16 protein-coding genes are annotated in these 17,030 nt (G+C 66.2%); 11 read left to right on the forward strand and 5 right to left on the reverse strand.

Annotated features, from left to right (window positions below):
• Positions 1 to 141 precede the first annotated feature (141 nt).
• Genes ACFVVK_RS13665 through ACFVVK_RS13675 form a run of 3 tightly spaced genes read right to left on the reverse strand, consistent with a single transcriptional unit; the run spans position 142 to position 2,689 of the window.
• A complete protein-coding gene (locus ACFVVK_RS13665; protein ID WP_390267680.1) occupies positions 142 to 951 on the reverse strand; it encodes a MetQ/NlpA family ABC transporter substrate-binding protein in 810 nt (269 codons plus the stop codon).
• A 59-nt stretch (positions 952 to 1,010) separates the two neighbouring features.
• Positions 1,011 to 1,712: a methionine ABC transporter permease gene (locus ACFVVK_RS13670; RefSeq protein ID WP_390267683.1), complete on the reverse strand. Its 702-nt coding sequence runs from the start codon at positions 1,710 to 1,712 to the stop codon at positions 1,011 to 1,013.
• Entirely contained in the window at positions 1,709 to 2,689 is a 981-nt protein-coding gene (locus tag ACFVVK_RS13675; protein ID WP_390267686.1) for a methionine ABC transporter ATP-binding protein, read from the reverse strand. The genes ACFVVK_RS13670 and ACFVVK_RS13675 overlap by 4 nt, the downstream gene beginning before the upstream one ends.
• Positions 2,690 to 3,148: 459 nt before the next feature.
• On the opposite strand from ACFVVK_RS13675, the gene ACFVVK_RS13680 reads away from it, so the two are divergent.
• From ACFVVK_RS13680 to ACFVVK_RS13725, 10 genes are all read left to right on the forward strand, one after another.
• Positions 3,149 to 3,784 (forward strand): hypothetical protein, encoded by a 636-nt coding sequence (locus tag ACFVVK_RS13680; RefSeq protein WP_390267689.1) that lies wholly within the window; start codon positions 3,149 to 3,151, stop codon positions 3,782 to 3,784.
• 16 nt (positions 3,785 to 3,800) lie between these two features.
• Positions 3,801 to 4,028, forward strand: coding sequence for a hypothetical protein (locus tag ACFVVK_RS13685; protein WP_390267692.1), 228 nt, complete (start codon positions 3,801 to 3,803; stop codon positions 4,026 to 4,028).
• A gap of 130 nt (positions 4,029 to 4,158) precedes the next feature.
• Positions 4,159 to 5,325: a S1C family serine protease gene (locus ACFVVK_RS13690; RefSeq protein ID WP_390267695.1), complete on the forward strand. Its 1,167-nt coding sequence runs from the start codon at positions 4,159 to 4,161 to the stop codon at positions 5,323 to 5,325.
• Positions 5,326 to 5,542: 217 nt separating this feature from the next.
• Entirely contained in the window at positions 5,543 to 5,863 is a 321-nt protein-coding gene (locus ACFVVK_RS13695) for a cupredoxin domain-containing protein (protein ID WP_390267698.1), read from the forward strand.
• Between the two features lie 117 nt (positions 5,864 to 5,980).
• On the forward strand, positions 5,981 to 6,487 hold the full coding sequence (locus tag ACFVVK_RS13700) for a DUF664 domain-containing protein (protein ID WP_390267701.1): 507 nt from the start codon (positions 5,981 to 5,983) through the stop codon (positions 6,485 to 6,487).
• A 16-nt stretch (positions 6,488 to 6,503) separates the two neighbouring features.
• On the forward strand, positions 6,504 to 7,628 hold the full coding sequence (locus tag ACFVVK_RS13705; protein WP_390267704.1) for an aminotransferase class V-fold PLP-dependent enzyme: 1,125 nt from the start codon (positions 6,504 to 6,506) through the stop codon (positions 7,626 to 7,628).
• 120 nt (positions 7,629 to 7,748) lie between these two features.
• Positions 7,749 to 8,420: a DedA family protein gene (locus tag ACFVVK_RS13710; RefSeq protein ID WP_390267707.1), complete on the forward strand. Its 672-nt coding sequence runs from the start codon at positions 7,749 to 7,751 to the stop codon at positions 8,418 to 8,420.
• A gap of 310 nt (positions 8,421 to 8,730) precedes the next feature.
• A complete protein-coding gene (locus tag ACFVVK_RS13715) occupies positions 8,731 to 12,423 on the forward strand; it encodes a choice-of-anchor D domain-containing protein (protein ID WP_390267710.1) in 3,693 nt (1,230 codons plus the stop codon).
• A 120-nt stretch (positions 12,424 to 12,543) separates the two neighbouring features.
• Positions 12,544 to 13,521, forward strand: a complete 978-nt coding sequence (locus ACFVVK_RS13720; RefSeq protein WP_390267713.1) for a dienelactone hydrolase family protein — start codon at positions 12,544 to 12,546, stop codon at positions 13,519 to 13,521.
• Positions 13,522 to 13,575: 54 nt separating this feature from the next.
• Positions 13,576 to 14,337 carry a glycoside hydrolase family 16 protein gene (locus ACFVVK_RS13725; protein WP_390267716.1) on the forward strand — a complete coding sequence of 254 codons (762 nt, stop codon included), beginning with the start codon at positions 13,576 to 13,578 and terminating at the stop codon, positions 14,335 to 14,337.
• 26 nt (positions 14,338 to 14,363) lie between these two features.
• On the opposite strand, the gene ACFVVK_RS13730 is transcribed toward ACFVVK_RS13725, so the two are convergent.
• Together ACFVVK_RS13730 and ACFVVK_RS13735 are read right to left on the reverse strand one after the other, a co-directional pair.
• Positions 14,364 to 14,684, reverse strand: coding sequence for a hypothetical protein (locus ACFVVK_RS13730; protein WP_390267719.1), 321 nt, complete (start codon positions 14,682 to 14,684; stop codon positions 14,364 to 14,366).
• A 255-nt stretch (positions 14,685 to 14,939) separates the two neighbouring features.
• Entirely contained in the window at positions 14,940 to 16,025 is a 1,086-nt protein-coding gene (locus ACFVVK_RS13735) for a glycoside hydrolase family 16 protein (protein ID WP_390267722.1), read from the reverse strand.
• A gap of 269 nt (positions 16,026 to 16,294) precedes the next feature.
• Here ACFVVK_RS13735 and ACFVVK_RS13740 point away from each other — a divergent pair, with 269 nt between their 5' ends.
• Positions 16,295 to 16,996, forward strand: a complete 702-nt coding sequence (locus ACFVVK_RS13740; protein ID WP_390267725.1) for a DNA alkylation repair protein — start codon at positions 16,295 to 16,297, stop codon at positions 16,994 to 16,996.
• The last annotated feature ends 34 nt before the right edge of the window (positions 16,997 to 17,030 follow it).

Here is a 17,030-nt window from a genome sequence, read left to right on the forward strand (position 1 = left end):
AAAACGCTCGGCTGGAAAACTCCAGCCGAGCGTCTGCGTGATTTACTACTAACCACCTAACCAACAGGTGTTGCAACGACCCCTAGAAACCGCCAGGCGCGTGCAGGGCCGTTCAGCATCACGAGGGGGTTCGGTCTGCCGTCAGCTAGCCGGGATCACGAGGCCCTTGAACTTGGCCTGGATGAAATCCTTCATGTCCTGCGAGGTCAGGATTTTGTAGAGCTTCTGCACGCGCGGATCATCCTTCATCTCGGCCTTCACCGCCAGGACGTTGTAGTAGGCGCTGTCCTTGCCCTCGACCAGCAGTTGCTTGTCCGCGCTCAGGCCGGCGGGAAGGGCAAATGCCAGCGTCACGATGGCAGCGTCCTTGTCGTTCAGGGCCTGCGGCAGGCTGGCGTTTTCGATCTCCGTGAACTTGAGGTTCTTCGGGTTTGCCTTGACGTCCTTGAGCGTGATCGGGTTGGCGCTGACCTCGATGAGTCCCTTGGACGCCAAGAGCTTCAGGGCGCGGGACTCATTGGTGGGGTCGTTGGGGATGGCTACCGACGCGCCCTCGGGAAGCGCCCCCAGGTCGGCCACGTTGTTGGAGTACAAAGCCATCGGCGGCAGGTAGACCTTGCCCACGCTGACGAGGTTCTTGCCCGAGGCCTTGTTGTAGGTCTCCATGAAGGTGGTGTTCTGGAACAGGTTGGCGTCGATGTCGCCGTCGCTCACAGCCGGGTTGGGCGTGTTGTAGTCGCTGAACTCCTTGTACTCCACGTTGAGGCCCTCCTTGGGGGCGAGCTCCCGCTGGACCTGCTTCAGCATGTCGCCGGCCGGCACGGCCAGGGCGCCGACCTTGATGGTCTCGGTGGCCCCGGCCGAGCTGGACGCGCCAGCGCCGCAGGCGGAGAGGGCGAGGATGGCGGCCACGCCGGTAACGGCGGCCTTCAGGATGTGTGCACGGAACATTGGAACTCTTTCGCAGAATGGAAGGTGATACGGGAAGAAATTGCGGAGCGGGTGGGCGGCTATCGGTGGGACAGGCGCCGCGCCGCGAAGTTGCCCAGGGACTGGAACACTTGGACCAGCAGGACCAGGAGGATGACGACGCCGAACATGTACTCGGGGCTGTAGCGCTGGTAGCCGTAGCGGAAAGCGACGTCCCCAAGGCCCCCGCCGCCCACTGCGCCGACCATGGCCGAGTAGCCGATGAGTCCCACGACGGTGGTGGACAGCCCGAGCGCCAAGGCCGGCACTGCCTCGGCGACCATCACCTTTGTCAGGATGGTCCACCGGGTGGCGCCCAGCGACTGGGCGGCTTCGACGAGCCCCACCGGAACCTCGCGGATGCCGATCTCCACGAGCCGGGCGAAGAAGGGGATACCGGCGATGGTCAGCGGAACAATCGCCGCGGTGGGGCCGATGAAGGACCCGACGAGCAGGCGGGTGAACGGTATGAGCAGGATCATCAGGATGATGAACGGGACGGATCTGCCGATGTTCACCACGACGTCCAAGACCCGGTTGACGCAGAACCCCAGTGCCCGGCTGCCGAAGAGCTTCGCGAGCAGCCCGCCGGACTCGGTGGTCACGAGCAGCACGCCGGCCGCCAAGCCGAAAACGACCGTGAACAGCAGGCTCAGGCCCACGGTGTAAAACGTCTCTCCCGCGCTCTTGAGGATGGTGTCCAGGAGGTCTGACCAGAAGTACGGATCATTGCGGTCGATCACTTGATGACCTCCACAAATAGTCCCTGGGCGCGCAGGTCCGCGACGGCGGCAGCCACAGTCTGCTGGTCGCCGGGCAGCTCGAGCCGCGTGCGTCCCGTCTGGAGCCCCCGGATGGTTTCAACCGCGGCGCCCAGGATTCCGACGTCGATCCGGTGCTTGCGCGCCAGCTGGGCGATCACCGGACGGTCCGTCTTGACCCCGTTAAATGTAATCTCGACGACGGCGCTGGACGTCTCCGGGATTTCTCCCAGGGGGAAGAGGGCCTGGCCCAGCAGGGATTTCTCTGTGGTCAGCAGTTCTTCCACCGGCCCCTGCTCCAGGATCCGGCCGCCGCTCATGACGGCTGCGGAATCACAGATGCTCTTGACGACATCCATCTCATGCGTGATCAGCAGAACCGTCAGTCCCAGGTCTTTGCTGAGCTGGCGGATGAGATCCAGGATCTGCGTCGTCGTCTCCGGGTCAAGCGCTGATGTCGCCTCGTCACTGAGAAGCACTGTTGGGTTGGAAGCCAACGCGCGGGCAATGCCGACGCGCTGTTTCTGCCCGCCGGACAACTGCGCCGGATAGGCGGCTGCCTTGCCGTGGAGGCCCACCAGCTCAAGGATCTCGAGCGCCCGCGTCCGCCTTGCCGGGCGTGCCGCACCGGTGATCTCGAGGGAGAGCTCGACATTCGCCTGCACGGTCCTGCTGCTCAGCAGGTTGAAGTGCTGGAAGATCATGCCGATGTTGTGGCGTGCCTGGCGCAACTCCGGTCCAGCCAGGGTGGTCATCTCACGGCCGTCGACGGTGACGCTGCCGGAATCCGGTCGCTCCAGTGAATTGATCGTTCGGATCAGCGTGCTTTTCCCGGCGCCGCTTTGGCCGACGACGCCGAATACCTCGCCCCGGGCGACGGACAGTGTGACGTCGTCAAGGGCCCGGACGGCCGTTGCCCCGGAGCCGTAGCTCTTCGAGACCCGGCTGACGGAAATCATGGATGGTGCTCCCTGTGGTGGCTGGAATTTTCACGGAAGCGCTCCCGCGAGATCGTGCACAAACGTCGTCCGCACACAAGTCACAAATTCTGCCAACAAGGCGACGAAGCCACCAAATCCGAACAATTGACCGGACTCACGGGGTGACGGTCCAAATAATTCTCCAAATGCTCAGGCTTGAGGTGGAAGCAGCCGCAGTGCCCGCAGATGCCGGGGCATCGGGGCGGTCGGGCAGTTCACCGCCACCAGTGAGAGATTCGTCACAGTGGGAGTCGGCCGCAGCGCGGACTGCCCGGAACGCACAACGTGGCGGTCGCCGCCCGGCTGGCCGTGGCCATGCGCACTGGCGGCGCGCCGTCTTCGGGTCCAAGCTATAACTCGTCGGCACCGCCGCCTGCCGGGCGGACCCGCAGACGCCGTCGGCGTTGACGCCGTACGGCGAGTGCGAGGAGAACGATCATGGTCGAAACGGCACCACGGACTCGCAGGGCCGGCGCGCGCCGGGACCTCGTGACGCAGTTGCTCGGAATCTGGCTCCTCCTGGCGGTCTTCCTGGACGGCTGGGCCCATCTGCACCTTCCCGGGCTCGAGACATTCTTCACCCCGTGGCACGCTGCCCTTTATTCGGGCCTCCTGGCCACGGCCGCGTGGACGGCCGGAGTGATCCGGCGGAACCGGGAACCCGGGCAGCCTATCTCCGAGGCGATCCCGGCCGGATACCGAGGTACGGTCATCGGCGTCTTCCTCTTCGGCGTCGCGGGCGTCCTGGACCTGGCGTGGCACGAGATCCTGGGCATCGAAGTTTCACTGGACGCGCTGGTGAGCCCAACCCACCTGCTGCTTGGCTTCAGCCTCTCCCTGATTCTTGGCACCGGCATTCGCAGCGCACAGGCCGCGAGCCGTCCCGCCGCCTTGGAATCGACGGCCCCGGCAGTCCTGGCCCTTGTCCTGATTCTTGTGCTGGGCGCCTTCTTCCTCATTTACTGTTCGGCTTTTGTCCGGGCCGCACCGGCCGTCCCATATCTGCCAACGCCGATCGGAAGCCCCGAGCATACCCAGGCGGAGATTCCTCCCGCCCTTGGTATGGCCAGCTGACGCGCTGCTCATCCGAATGCCACCGAACTCGCTGCGGCGCCGGCTGCCCGCCGTGACGGCCGCGGCCGCGGCACTCATCTGGACCGGCCAGCTGATCGGCATTGCCCTGGCGTCAGGGATCGGGTGGCCGGTGTCGATGTGGTTGGGAGCAGTGGTGTTGAGCGCCGGCGCGGCCGCGGGCCTGGCTTCCATCAGCTCCTGGAACCAGGCGGGGTCCCCGGGCGCGCCCGTGAATTTGAGATAGGCCCACCCCGATTCCGGAACAACTCCTCACAGTCCGTTCACAGCCGTGCGATAGCCGGCCGATAGGCCCGGATCACACGATGGGGTCACGACTTCGAACTCTTTGATTCCGGACTTTAAGGAGCACCATCATGAACACTGGCGTAACGGCGGCAACCGGTCCGAAAGCTAGGAGCAGGGTGGGGGCCGGAGCCTTTCTCGCTTGCCTGCTCGGTGCCGGCGTGCTCGGCGGTGGCACGGTGGCGGCAGTGACCTCCGGATTGGCTAATAGCGCCGGCGCGGAATCGGCGCCTGCCCAAACAGCGCAATACACGCCCGTGATCGTCAACAATCTGGGCAGCGTCAACGCGGTGACTGCGGCCGCGCAGAAGGCAACGGCCAGTGTGGTGACCATCAGCGCAAGTGCCGGCAGCTCCGGAGGTACCGGATCGGGCATCATTCTGGATGCCTCGGGCCATATTCTCACCAACATGCACGTGGTCACCCTGGACGGTCAGGCCGCGAACGCGGACATCGAAGTCCGCACCAACGACGGCAGCGTGTATCCGGGGACCATTATCGGCACCGATCCGCTCGCGGACCTGGCGATCGTCCAGATCACAGCCGAGGGGCTGGTCCCGGCGACCCTGGGCGACTCAGACAAGGTCAACGTCGGCGACACCGCCATTGCCATCGGAGCTCCCCTAGGGCTGAGCGGCACGGTCACGGACGGCATCGTCTCCGCAGCGAACCGCACGATTGAACCCGCGTCCTCGGCGTCCGGTTCCACGACCAGCACCACCGGCGGCACGCAGGACTCCATCAGCATCAACGTCATCCAGACGGATGCCGCTATCAACCCCGGCAACTCCGGCGGTGCCCTGGTAAACGCGCAAGGCGAGATCATCGGCGTCAATGTGGCAATCGCCTCGGCCGGAACGTCATCTTCCGACGCCCAGTCCGGCAACATCGGCGTCGGCTTCTCCATCCCGATCAACGACGCGAAGCGGGTCGGCCGGGAAATCATCGCCACGGGGAAAGCCACACATGGTCAACTCGGCGTCTCCGTCACGGACAACAGCGCGGGCAGCCCATCAGGGTTCACCACCGGCGCCCAAATCTCCACAGTGACTCCCGGATCCGCGGCAGCCCGGGCCGGGCTCAAAGCCGGCGACGTGATCACCCAAGTCGGTGGCCGCAGCATCACTGACGCCGCCGCGCTCACGGCCGCAACGCGTGAACAGGCTGCGGGAGCCAAAGTGACGGTCTCCTTTGTCCGGGGCGGCCAGCAGCAGAGCGCGGACGTGACCCTGGGGTGACATATGGCCCATGATTTTGACTGTCGGCGGGTGCAGAATTAAGGAGCCCGGGCGGATTTCCCCGCCTCCTTCCAGCCGAGGACGGCATGCCATGACAAACACGAGGACACGGACTGCGCTGGTACTGGCTGCGGTCTTGATCGGTGCGAGCGGGTGCGGCGGAGGCGGCGGATCACCGGCATCGGCCCCCGCGACAACGTCAGGTGGCTCCGCCAGCATGTCGATGGAACCGTCATCGCCGGCGGGCTCAACCAGTATGGGCTCGGAAAGCGTGCCGGCGAGCGCCGCCGCGGCGGCCATCACGATCAGCAACTTCGAGTACAAGGTCCCCATGTCGGTGGCTCCCGGCGCCGAGGTGAGCGTGACCAACATGGATACTGTGGAGCACACGGTGACCGCCGACGACGGATCCTCCTTCAATGTGGAAGTCAAGGAAAACGGCGGAAAGGCAACGTTTACCGCTCCTTCGAAGCCCGGAACCTACGCCTTCCACTGCAAGTACCACCCCAACATGCACGGAACACTGACGGTCAAGTGAGAGGCGGCCGGGCAGTCCCGCGCTGTGAGTCCGGCAGCGGCCAGCAGCTCCCACAGCTTTTTGCAACCTGCCCTCACTAGATTCGGCGGATGAGTCGGGCTGGACCGAAAGGCTGAAATGAAATCCAACGAACTGCTGCTGGATGCCTTCGGCCGGATCCATGAGACCGTGGCCGCCGTGCTGCAAGGGGCCGACGACGAGGTCCTGGCCCGCCGGCCGGCGGGCAGCGGAAATTCAATGGCGTGGCTGGTCTGGCACCTCAGCCGGGTCGAAGACGCGCAGCTTGCCGCCGCCGCCGGGCTGCAGGAGGTCTGGACCTCGCAAGGATTCGCCGCCCGCTTCAACCTGCCGCTCCCCGAACACGACACCGGTTACGGTCATTCGAGCAAGCGAGTTGACGCGGTGCAGGCACCGCCGCAGCTGTTGTTCGAATACTACGACGCCGTTCACCGGCAGAGCGTGGAGTTCCTGAAGACGCTCAGTGACGAGGACCTCGACCGCATCGTCGACACCCGCTGGGACCCGCCGGTCACACTCGGGGTGCGGCTGGTCAGCATGATCGCCGATTGCCTCCAGCACGTGGGGCAGGCCGCTTATGCCAAGGGATTGCATCCCGGCGGCTGATCAGAGACGGGTACACATGGATGCTGCCAAGGTCCGCCAGCTCTTCCCCGGGCTCAAGGACACCATCTACCTCAACACCGCCTCCGTGAATGTCGGCTGCGCCCCCGCAAAGGCGGCCTATGAGCTGGCGGTCGAGCGCTGGTCCAGCGGCCGATTCGACTGGATGGACGCCGAGCGGGCAGGGGAGGACGCACGCGCCATGTTCGCCGGGATCATAGGCGGCACCGCCGCCGAGGTCGCCCTCGTTCCGGCCGTGAGCACAGCGGCGGGAATTGTGGCCGCCAACCTGCCGGCCGCGAAGCACGGCGAGAACATCGTGGTCGCCGGGAACGAGTTCACCTCGAACTACTACCCCTGGTTACTGCTCCGCGAGCGCGGCTATGAGGTCCGTGCGGTGGCGCCGGACGGCGACAGCGACGGCGCGCCGGCGTCGGTGTTCGGACAGGCGGCCGACGGCGGTACCCGCCTGATCGCGGTGAGCGCCGTGCACTCAGCCAACGGCTACCGGGCCGACCTGCCCGCGCTCAGCCGGGTGGCTGCCCGCTCCGGCGCGTGGTTCTTCGTCGACGCCTGCCAGGCGGCCGGCGCGGTGCCGCTGGACGTGGTGCGTGACGGCGTCGATTTCCTGGCGGCCGCCAGCCACAAGTTCCTGCTCGGCTCGCGGGGCATGGGCTACCTCTACGTCCGTCAAGGGCTCCTTGAGCACCTGCGCCCCATCGTGCCCGGCTGGAAAGCCGCCCGCAATCCGACCGAGAGTTTCTACGGGCCGGACATGGACCTGTCACCCACCGCGTCCAAGCTCGATGCGTCGTTGGCGTGGTTCCCGGCCCTGGCCGAGCAGGCCGCGCTCGCCATCTTCGGCCGCTTTGGGATCACGGACTTGCTGGATCGCAACGCCCGGCTCACCGAGCGCCTGGTGGAAGCGCTGGCGGCACAGGCCCCCGCCTTCCGGCCCTTCCCCGCGGAGCACCGTTCCACCATCGTCTCCATGCCCGTGACAGACACGGAGGCGGTCCTGGCGCGGCTCCGCCAGGCCAACGTCGTGGCGTCGATCCGGGAGGGCAGGATCCGGCTGTCGGTACATTTCTACAATTCCGAGGAAGAGCTCGACCTCGTGGCAGAGCTGATCGGGCGGAGCTGATCAGACGCGGCTGAGGACCCTTGACGAGGCCGGGCCACAGGCGTAGACAAGGGCCATCCCGGTGTCGTTGCGGGGGCCGCGACCAGGGGCCGATCACGGGCAGCACGGGCGAGGTGAGTCATGGCCGGAGCAAGCACGTTCCGCACCCTGGCGCTCGGCTGGGCCGTCCTCGCCGCCTCGAACGCAAACATGGCAGACGATTGGGCGTACTACTTCGGAGTGCTCGTGATCGTGCTCGCCCAGTGCGCCGGTGTACCGCTTCCCGCCGTCGCCGTACTGCTCGGGGCCTACACCGCGGCTCGCCAGGGAGGTCTTAACCTTGCTGCCGTGATCGCCTTCGGCAGCCTGGGTGCCATCGTCGGGAGCACCATCGGCTACATCCTGGGGCGGGTAGGTGGGCGTCCGTTGATGCTCAAGCTCGCCAAACGGTTCCATGCTGATGAACATCGCATCGAACAGCTGGAATCGTTCTTCGAACGGCACGGCGGGACGGCTTTGTTCTTCGGCCGGTGGGTCATTGTCGTACGGCTCTGGGGCGCCATCGCCGCGGGGGCTGCACAGATGCCCTGGCCCAAGTTCTTGCTGTGGACCATCCCGGGGTGCATCGCCTGGGTCGCGAGCCTTAGCGTTCTCGCCTACGCGGCCGGGGCTGCGGCACAAGCGATCGGCGATGCTCTGGACATCGGCGGCTGGGTGCTGCTCCCCGTCGTCGTCCTTGGCCTGGTGATCGTCTGGCGGCGGCGCAGACGCCGGAAGCTCGAATCGGGAAAAGGCACGTCCGACGCCGGCTAAGGCCGGAATTCGCCCGGGCCTGCCGGCGGCGCCCTTGCCTGCCGCGTAACGGGGGAATCAGGTAGGGCACTTGTGCGCCCATGCAGCAGCCAAGTAGCACCCGTGTAAAAGCCCGGACCTCCCGCAAAAAATACGAGTGGTCCCCACTCGGGCGCCCGTAAATGCCCGCTCCTACGCTCCTGAGTACTGGGTTTAAGCAAATCAATTTACAAGTCAATGTAATGATCAGGAACGGGTCTCAACCATGCGTGATCAAGCAAAAAATCGTGGAATTTCTGGCCATTTTTTGGGCCGTCTACGCAGTCAACGCATGGGTGGGCCAGCGCCCTTCCGGTTGCAACGGCCGGCCTGGGCAGCCCTCCTGACGACGTCGCTCGCATTTGCCGGGCTGTCGGTCAGCGGGACGGCCTCAGCAGACGTAGGGACCATCGCCCACAACTCGCTGCGGACAGGTTGGGACAACAACGAGACCGCGCTTACGCCGTCGTCGGTTGCGTCCTCGAATTTCGGCAAGCTGTTTTCCGCAGCCGTGAATGGGCAGGTCTACGCCCAGCCGCTCGTGGTCGGAGGCGTGGTGATAGCGGCGACGGAGAACAATAACGTTTATGGGCTGGACGGGGTGACGGGCGCGAAGAAATGGACCCGCAACCTCGGACCGGCATGGCCGGCTTCGACGGTTGGATGCGGTGACCTCACGCCAAATATCGGTGTCACGTCGACGCCGGTCTACGACGCGGCGACGAAGAGCGTCTATCTGCTGGCGAAGACCAACGACGGAGCGAATGCCCGTCTCCCGCACTGGTACATGCATTCCCTCGATGCGGCCACGGGCGCAGAGAGGCCCGGCTTCCCCGTTGTCATCGACGGTGCGCCGACGAACGACCGCAGTCGCCCGTTTAACGCCATGACTGCAATGCAGCGCCCCGGCCTGCTGCTCATGAACGGGGTCGTCTATGCCGGGTTTGCCAGCCACTGCGACTACACGCCTTTCGTGGGCTACGTCGTCGGCGTGTCCACCAGCGGCCGCCAGACAACGATGTGGGCGACCGAGTCCGGCAACAGCAGCGCTGAGGGCGGGGTCTGGCAGTCCGGCGGAGGACTGGTCTCCGACGGCGCGGGGCAGATCCTGCTGACCACGGGGAACGGCATCTCGCCGAAGGCAGGCCCTGGCAAGAAGCCTCCCACGACCTTGGCCGAGTCGGTGGTCCGGCTCAAGGTCGGTGCAGACGGCAACCTCAAGTCCACCGACTTCTTCAGCCCCGCCAACAACGCGAAGCTGGACCAGGATGACGCAGACTTGGGGTCCGGGGCCCCGATCGGCATCCCGGACGGTTACGGCACTGCGGCACATCCACACCTCTTGGCCCAAGTGGGTAAGGACGGACGCGTCTACCTTCTTGACCGGGACAACCTAGGCGGAATGGCGCAGGGCCCGGGCGGAACCGATGCGGTCCTGGACGAAGCCGGCCCTTACAACGGGGTGTGGGGGCGGCCCGCGTTCCTCGGAACGACCAGCGGCGGATACATCTACACCGTAGAGAGCAAGGGTTACCTGCGCGCGCACAAGCTCTTGCCGAGCGCCTCGGGCGGGGTCAAACTAGCCTCCGTGGGCACGTCCGCGAGCACGTTCGGGTTCAGCTCCGGCGCTCCGACAGTGACCTCGAACGGGAAGGACGGGTCCTCCGCACTGGTATGGGTGGTCTACACCACGGGAGGGACCGGGGCCGACGCGGAACTGCGGGCCTACCGTGCGCTGCCGGACAACACTGGCCAGCTCAAGCAGGTCTTTAGCGCACCAATTGGCATAGCCGCCAAGTTCGTCACGGTGGCCACGGATAATGGTCGGGTGTACGTCGGCACCCGCGACGGGCACGTGATCGGCTTCGGCATCCCGACAACCTCGGCCGTCGGGGCGACGAAAACCGATCTGGGCACGGCGCCGGTCGGCGCTTCGCGTACCGGCAGCGTGACGCTCACGGCTTCAAGGGCGGTGACGGTCAGCACCATCACAGGAAGTGCGCCGTTCAAGGTAGGAACGATGACCCTTCCTCGGACGCTGGCCAAGGGCGGCAGCATAACCGTCCCGGTGACCTTCGCGCCGACGGTTCCCGGACAGGCTGACGGGACGCTGACCGTCAAGACAAGCGACGGCGAGACGAACCTCATCGGCGTCCACGGCGTCGGCACCAAGGACGGGCTGGGAGCCACACCCGCGTCGCTCGAGTTCACCGACGTCCCGACCAAGACGGGCAGCCGGCAGACCGTCAACATCGTCAACACCGGCACCACCGTCGCCAAAGTCACCGGCGTTACCTTGCCGGCCAACGCAACGCTCAAAGTCGACTCGAGCACCGTGCCGGCGGTGGGGCAGGCCATCCAGCCCCAGGCGTCCGTTCCAGTGTCTCTGACTTTCAGCCCAACAACGGCGAATCCGGTCACCGACAAGCTGGTCATCCGGAGTGACCGCGGCTCATTGACCGTGCCGGTCACGGCGACCGCTGTTTCCGGAACGGCGCACCTGCAGCTGCCGTCCGCCCTGGACTTCGGTGTCGTCCCGGTGGGGACGTCGGTGACGAGGGACTTTACGATCACAAACACCGGAAACATCCCGATGACCATCACCAAGGCGAAGGCTCCGCAGGGGGTCTTCACCACCACCGCTCCCATCTCCGAAGGCCTGGTGATCCCGCCGGGTGAATCCGCTCACCAGAGCGTGACCTTCGCCCCGGTAGCCGTCGGGCAGGCCGGGACGAAGGAAACTTTTTACCTGCTCACGGCGAATGACGGCCAGGGCGCCCTGAAGGTGATGCTCACCGGGACCGGAACCGACGACCCGATCGCTGCCTACGCCTGGAAGACCGGCGCCGGTGATCCGCGCTCGACACTTGGCCGCTCGCTGACCCTGGAGTACAAGGTAGCGGAAGGCAAGTGCCAGGACTATGTCAGAGGAGTGATCTGCTGGTCGCCCAAGACGGGGGCGCATGAAGTTCACGGCGCGATCTATGCGCGCTACAAGGCGGCGGGTGGTGCCGCGGGCAGCCTCGGCTTCCCGACCACCGATCAGAAGGGGGCGCCGGATAAGGTTGGGCAGTACAACCACTTCTCGGGCTCGAACGGGTCCTCGATCTACTGGTCGCCGGCTACCGGGGCGCACTCGGTATCGGGTGCGATCCGCACCAAATGGGCATCGCTCGGCTGGGAAGCGAGCACGCTGGGCTATCCGACCACGGATGAGAATGGCACCCCGGACAAGGTGGGGCGGTACAACCACTTCTCGGGTACGGGCGGTGCCTCGATCTACTGGTCGCCGGCTACCGGGGCGCACTCGGTATCGGGTGCGATCCGCACCAAATGGGCATCGCTCGGCTGGGAGGCGGGCACGCTGGGCTATCCGACCGGGGACACCAAAACGACCGCGGACAAGGTGGGTGCGTACAACCACTTCTCAGGTAAGGGCGGTGCATCTATCTTCTACTCGCCATCCACCGGGGCGCACTTTGTCCTGGGCGGGATACGGACCAAGTGGGCGGAAACGGGTTGGGAGAGGGGCCCGCTGGGCTATCCGACCACGGATGAGAATGGCACCCCGGACAAGGTGGGGCGGTACAACCACTTCGCGGGCACGGGCGGTGCCTCGATCTACTACTCGCCATCCACCGGGGCGCACTTTGTCCTGGGCGGGATACGGGCCAAGTGGGCGGCAAAGGGCTGGGAGGCGGGCCCGCTGGGCTATCCGACCTCGGATGAGAATGGCACATCGGACAAGGTGGGGCGGTACAACCACTTCTCGGGTTCGGGCGGCGCCTCGATCTACTACACTCCGTCCACCGGGGCCCACGATGTCGAGGGTGCGATCCGGACCAGGTGGGCAGCCCTCGGCTGGGAGAAGAGCCGGCTCGGCTATCCGACCAGCGACGAGTACTCCGTTTCCGAAGGACGCAGATCGGATTTCCGAAACGGGCGGTTGACCTGGAACAGGTCGACAGGGCGGGTGACCGGATAGCGAGGCCTCAATGGAGCCAAGTCTCGCCGGTTGGAAGCGGGGCCGAGGTGCGCAGCCGCCTCGGCCCTTGCCCGCAGGCAGGTTTCGGAGGAGGATGTTCGGCAACTTGGGGAGGCGCGGATGACCCAGCTTGGCAAGTTTGAAAAATACCTGATCGAGGAATTCTTCGACGACTACCGCGCCGGAGCCATGACGCAGCACACCTTCACGCGGCGCGTTGCGTTCATCATGGGGAGCATGGGGGCAGCGTCGGCAGCGATGCTGCTGGTCGGGTGCACGCCCGATGAAGTTCCCCGCGCCACGGACCCCATGCCGACGCCGACGCTTTCCTCGGTGTCGCCGGCGTCGGGCAGCGCGTCGGCGGGTACGGTCCCTGGCGCCAAGAGCCCGCTGTCCATCCCCGAAGGGGCGGCGGGACTTACGACGGCGACGGTGCGGTTCCCGTCCGGCGGGACCGAGATCAGTGGTTATTTGGCCCGGCCCGAGAATGGGCCGCCCCGGCCGGCAGTGCTGGTCTGCCATGAGAACCGCGGCCTGACCGCGCATATCCAGGACGTGGCCCGCCGCTTCGCCAAAGCGGGATACGCCGCACTGGCCCTGGACCTGTTGAGCAGGGAGGGAGGCACGGCAAGCCTGGACCCGGATGCCGTCCCCGGAGCGTTGACGCAGGCCGGAGCTGCGCGGCACGTCGCCGACTTCGCCGCGGGATTCGACTACCTGCAGGCACAGGACTTCGTGGATCATGGGCGGATCGCCATGACTGGCTTCTGCTTTGGCGGCGGCATCACCTGGTTGGCGGCGACGGCGCTCCCCGGGCTGAACGCCACGTCGGCGTTCTACGGCCCTGCGCCCGATCTCGATAAAGTTCCGGCCATCAAGGCGGCGGTCTTTGGCGTCTACGCCGAACTGGATCAGCGGATCACCGGCGCCATGCCGGCGTTCAAGGATGCCTTGGACGCGACCGACGTGCGACACGAACTCAAGGTCTACCCCGGCGTGGACCACGCTTTCCACAACGACACGGGGGAGCGTTATAACCAGGAGCAGGCAACCGCTGCCTGGAACGACACCTTGGCCTGGTTTGGTAAGTACGTTTGACAGCGGAGACATGTCGACGGATCCGGCCATCGCGGTCCAGGAATAGGAATTCTCATGTTGGCACATCGCTTCGCGGCCGCGGTGACCGCGGCGGGTACGTTGGGCCTGGCAGGGTGCGGAGCCGCCCCCGCGCTTGACCGGCTGGGCGTTGCAGCATCCGGACCGGACGGGGCGCAGGCCGCCGTCGTGCACGGATGGGGCCCAGTGGTGGCCGGGGACGAATTCAACTACTCGGGACCGCCTGACCCCGCCAAGTGGAAGGTCTATGACGGACGAGGACACGCGGGCAAGGGGATTCGGAGCCCGAAGGCCCTGGCTGTCGGCGGGGGCGCCGTCACAATCAGCGGCGACTCGGCGGGCACCACGGGCGGCATGTCTTCCCGTTTTGCCCGGCAGCGGTACGGCCGCTGGGAGGCCCGGATGAAAACCAGCGCACGCGATTCCCAGTATCATCCTGTCCTGCTCCTGTGGCCGAACAACAACGTTTCGCCCACCTGCGCGGAAATCGACTATGCCGAAGGTACGGCGGACATCACCCAGATCAAGTTCAACCTGCACCACGCCTGCCACGGCCCGAACTTCCAGACCCGGGACGCGCGGAGGGTGGACACCACCCAATGGCACAACTACGCCGTGGAGTGGACCCCGGGCGGGATCACCGGATACCTCGACGGGTCGGTGTGGTTTGCCGATACGAACCCGGCCCACCAGCCCACGGTGGGGATGCATCAAACGGTGCAGCTTGACTGGTTTCCGGCCGGGACATCTACCAGGCCGGCCCGGTTTCAGGTCGCCTGGATCCGTGTGTATAAATGAGCCTCCACTGGCCGCTTAACACGTCTTCAGGCTTCTGAGGCGCCGTCCGGCCCGGGGTGCTCGGCAGGCTCGAAGGACCCGTCGAGCGGTTCGGCCGCCGTTGTCAAAGCGGCGAGGTGCTCTGCAAGCGCTCGCTCCGGGCGCCCGGGATGCGCAGCGACCTGCTTGCGAAGCAGTTCCCGGACGCGGCCGTGCTCCGGGGTGGTGTCGGCGAGGACGGATTCGATGATTCTCGCTGCCTGGTGTCGGATACCAGCCGCATTGGCGGCGTGCTCGGCACCGGTAGCCCGATCATCGGGATCCTGGATTTCGGGGCGTCCCGGGCGGGATGACGGCTCCACCGACATGGGCTATTCCTCCGGTCAATGCGGTCTGCCGCCTTCCCCCCATCCCGGGCGTAGGTCCCGGTGCTGAAGGCGGCCCACCGTGACAAACCCTATATCGGCGCCGCGCGCCGTAGCTCAACGGAAGCGAAGTTTTCGCCAAGGTGATGCACAGGTTTTGCTGTCGATGCCCTGAGGGCCCCAACAGCACAGTGAAGTCCCGTGCCTGGTTGGGCGCGGGACTTCACTGGATGGGCCGGACTGCCGGATGGGCCGCTTTTACTTGTATACGCGGACCCAGTCGACCTGCATCTGCGATGGCTTGGTGGCCGAGCCATCCGGGAACCAGTCCAGCTGCAGCGTCTGGTGCATGCCCACTGTGGGCAGGTGCGCCGGGTTAGTGTCGGAGAAGGTCTTGACACCGTCGATGTAACCGGTGACGCCGGCCGGAGTCCACTCCACGGCGTAGTTGTGCCACTGCGTGGTGTCGATGGCCTTGGCCGCGGTCGTCTGGAAGCTCGAGCCGCCGCAGGCGTAGTGCAGGAAGAACTTGACCTGGGCAGTGTTGGTGCTCCCCTCGGCGTAGTCGATCTCGGCGCAGTTGGGGGAAGTGTTGTTGTTGGGCCACAGAATCAGCACGGGGTGGTACTTCGGGTCCCTGGCGTTGGTCCTCATTCGCGTTTCCCACTTGCCGTACTTTTGCTGGGCGAACTTGGCTGACATGCCGCCTGTGCTTCCGGCTGAGTTGCCGCTGACCGTCGCCACGCCGTTGGCCACAGACCACGCCTGTGGACTCCGCGCGCCTTTTCCGGCGTGGCCGGTTCCCTTGAAGACACTCCACTTGGTCGAGTCGGGCGCACCGGTCTTGGAGAACTCGTCACCCGCAACAACCGCACCCCAGCCGCGGGCGGTGGCAGCCTGCGACCCATTGCCGGTCGCGGCGGCAGCGGCTTGAGCGGCTACGGGAGCGGGGGCCGGGGCGGCGACGGCCGGCGTCGTGCCCGCAGCGGCACTACCCTTTGCCGTCGCTTCGACCGGGGCGACGGGCGCCGCTTCGGAGGCGGGGGCTGCGGCGGTCTCGGCTGTCCTGCCGGTGGGGGCGGTGTCCTTCTCGTCAGGCACCACAGCAGTGCCGGTTGCCCTCGCCTTAGGCGTTGCCGCAGTCTTTGGCGTGGCGGCGGCCTTTGGCGCGTCCGCAACCGGGGACGCCGGGGCTGCGGCGGAGCGTGCGGCCTGACCTGACGAAGGGGCAGCGGCGCCCGCCGTGGATGCGACACCGCACCCGGTCAGGGACAGCGCGCCCATGGCCACCACAATGGCTACTTTATTGAGACGGCTGGTCTTGGACTGTGTCTTCTGGAACAACGGACCCCTCCGGGCTTTGTGACTGGCACACACAACCGTGGCTACCAAAGCGGCGGCGAGTGCGGGAAGCTTCCTCCGGCCCTGCCGCAGGCATGGGCAGGCAGACGCCCATCGGCGTAGCGGCGCCCGGCGACGCGGGCTAACCGGGGCCCTGCATTCGGGCCAAGCCTTCAAGGCCAGGGGGCAACGTTACCCGAACGTTACCGGGGCCCGCAAAACCACTCCTTGCGGATTTCCCGCGTTTTTCTGCCCGGGGGAAGAATGAACGCATGAGTGATGCTGGCGAGTTCATTGACCTGGCGCTGCAGCGGGAGGGTTCCTGGAGCCGTGCAGATGAGCTGCGGACCCGGCTGGAAAAGAATCCAGGTGGCCGTGGCCTCCGGTTCTACGGCGCCTCAGTGGGTGCCATCCGCGGGACCGTCCGGGATGCCGGGCGGCGCTACGCGGGGCTTTCGCATGACGCGGTCACGGCGCTCAGCTCCGAACTGTGGGAGGTGCCGGTTTTTGAGCGGCGGCTGGCCGCGGTGGTGCTCCTGCAGGCCAACGTGAAGTTGTTGACCAACTCCGATCTCACCCGGCTGGAGGGCTTCATCCGGGAGGCGCGGATGCCGGACCTCGTGGATCCGCTCGCCGTCGACGTCGTCGGACCCCTCGTGGATGGTCTGGACATTCTGGGCCGGGTGCGGGCGGACAGTGTGCTGGACCGGTGGGTGCGCGAGCCCGATGCCTGGCTGCGCCGGGCAGCGCTGCTCTCACCGCTGCTGGCGCTGCGCGCCGGGGCGGGGGACTGGGACCGGTTCGTCCGCCATGCCCGGGCAGTGCTCGGCGAGTCCGGAAGGCGCTTTGGTTCCGCCGACGCCGAAGTCGGTGGCACCGCCGGTGCCGCAGCGGTCCGGGAGGCGCTTTCCCGGGTCCTGGCGGAGGTGGCGAAGACGAGACCGGAGCTGCAGTTCACACCCGACGCGGGGTGAAACTAAGTTCGGTCCCTGCGATCGACAGGTACCG

It is taken from the genome of Arthrobacter sp. NPDC058192 (assembly GCF_042883665.1).
In the GTDB taxonomy this organism is placed as follows: Bacteria; Actinomycetota; Actinomycetes; order Actinomycetales; family Micrococcaceae; genus Arthrobacter.

Bases quoted from the DNA above. Each gene is read 5' to 3' on its own strand.
- ACFVVK_RS13665 (WP_390267680.1), bottom strand. From the start codon at position 951: ATGTTCCGTGCACACATCCTGAAGGCCGCCGTTACCGGCGTGGCCGCC.
- ACFVVK_RS13675 (WP_390267686.1), bottom strand. From the start codon at position 2,689: ATGATTTCCGTCAGCCGGGTCTCGAAGAGCTACGGCTCCGGGGCAACG.
- ACFVVK_RS13680 (WP_390267689.1), top strand. From the start codon at position 3,149: ATGGTCGAAACGGCACCACGGACTCGCAGGGCCGGCGCGCGCCGGGAC.
- ACFVVK_RS13685 (WP_390267692.1), top strand. From the start codon at position 3,801: ATGCCACCGAACTCGCTGCGGCGCCGGCTGCCCGCCGTGACGGCCGCG.
- ACFVVK_RS13690 (WP_390267695.1), top strand. From the start codon at position 4,159: ATGAACACTGGCGTAACGGCGGCAACCGGTCCGAAAGCTAGGAGCAGG.
- ACFVVK_RS13695 (WP_390267698.1), top strand. From the start codon at position 5,543: ATGTCGATGGAACCGTCATCGCCGGCGGGCTCAACCAGTATGGGCTCG.
- ACFVVK_RS13700 (WP_390267701.1), top strand. From the start codon at position 5,981: ATGAAATCCAACGAACTGCTGCTGGATGCCTTCGGCCGGATCCATGAG.
- ACFVVK_RS13705 (WP_390267704.1), top strand. From the start codon at position 6,504: ATGGATGCTGCCAAGGTCCGCCAGCTCTTCCCCGGGCTCAAGGACACC.
- ACFVVK_RS13710 (WP_390267707.1), top strand. From the start codon at position 7,749: ATGGCCGGAGCAAGCACGTTCCGCACCCTGGCGCTCGGCTGGGCCGTC.
- ACFVVK_RS13715 (WP_390267710.1), top strand. From the start codon at position 8,731: ATGGGTGGGCCAGCGCCCTTCCGGTTGCAACGGCCGGCCTGGGCAGCC.
- ACFVVK_RS13720 (WP_390267713.1), top strand. From the start codon at position 12,544: ATGACCCAGCTTGGCAAGTTTGAAAAATACCTGATCGAGGAATTCTTC.
- ACFVVK_RS13725 (WP_390267716.1), top strand. From the start codon at position 13,576: ATGTTGGCACATCGCTTCGCGGCCGCGGTGACCGCGGCGGGTACGTTG.
- ACFVVK_RS13730 (WP_390267719.1), bottom strand. From the start codon at position 14,684: ATGTCGGTGGAGCCGTCATCCCGCCCGGGACGCCCCGAAATCCAGGAT.
- ACFVVK_RS13740 (WP_390267725.1), top strand. From the start codon at position 16,295: ATGAGTGATGCTGGCGAGTTCATTGACCTGGCGCTGCAGCGGGAGGGT.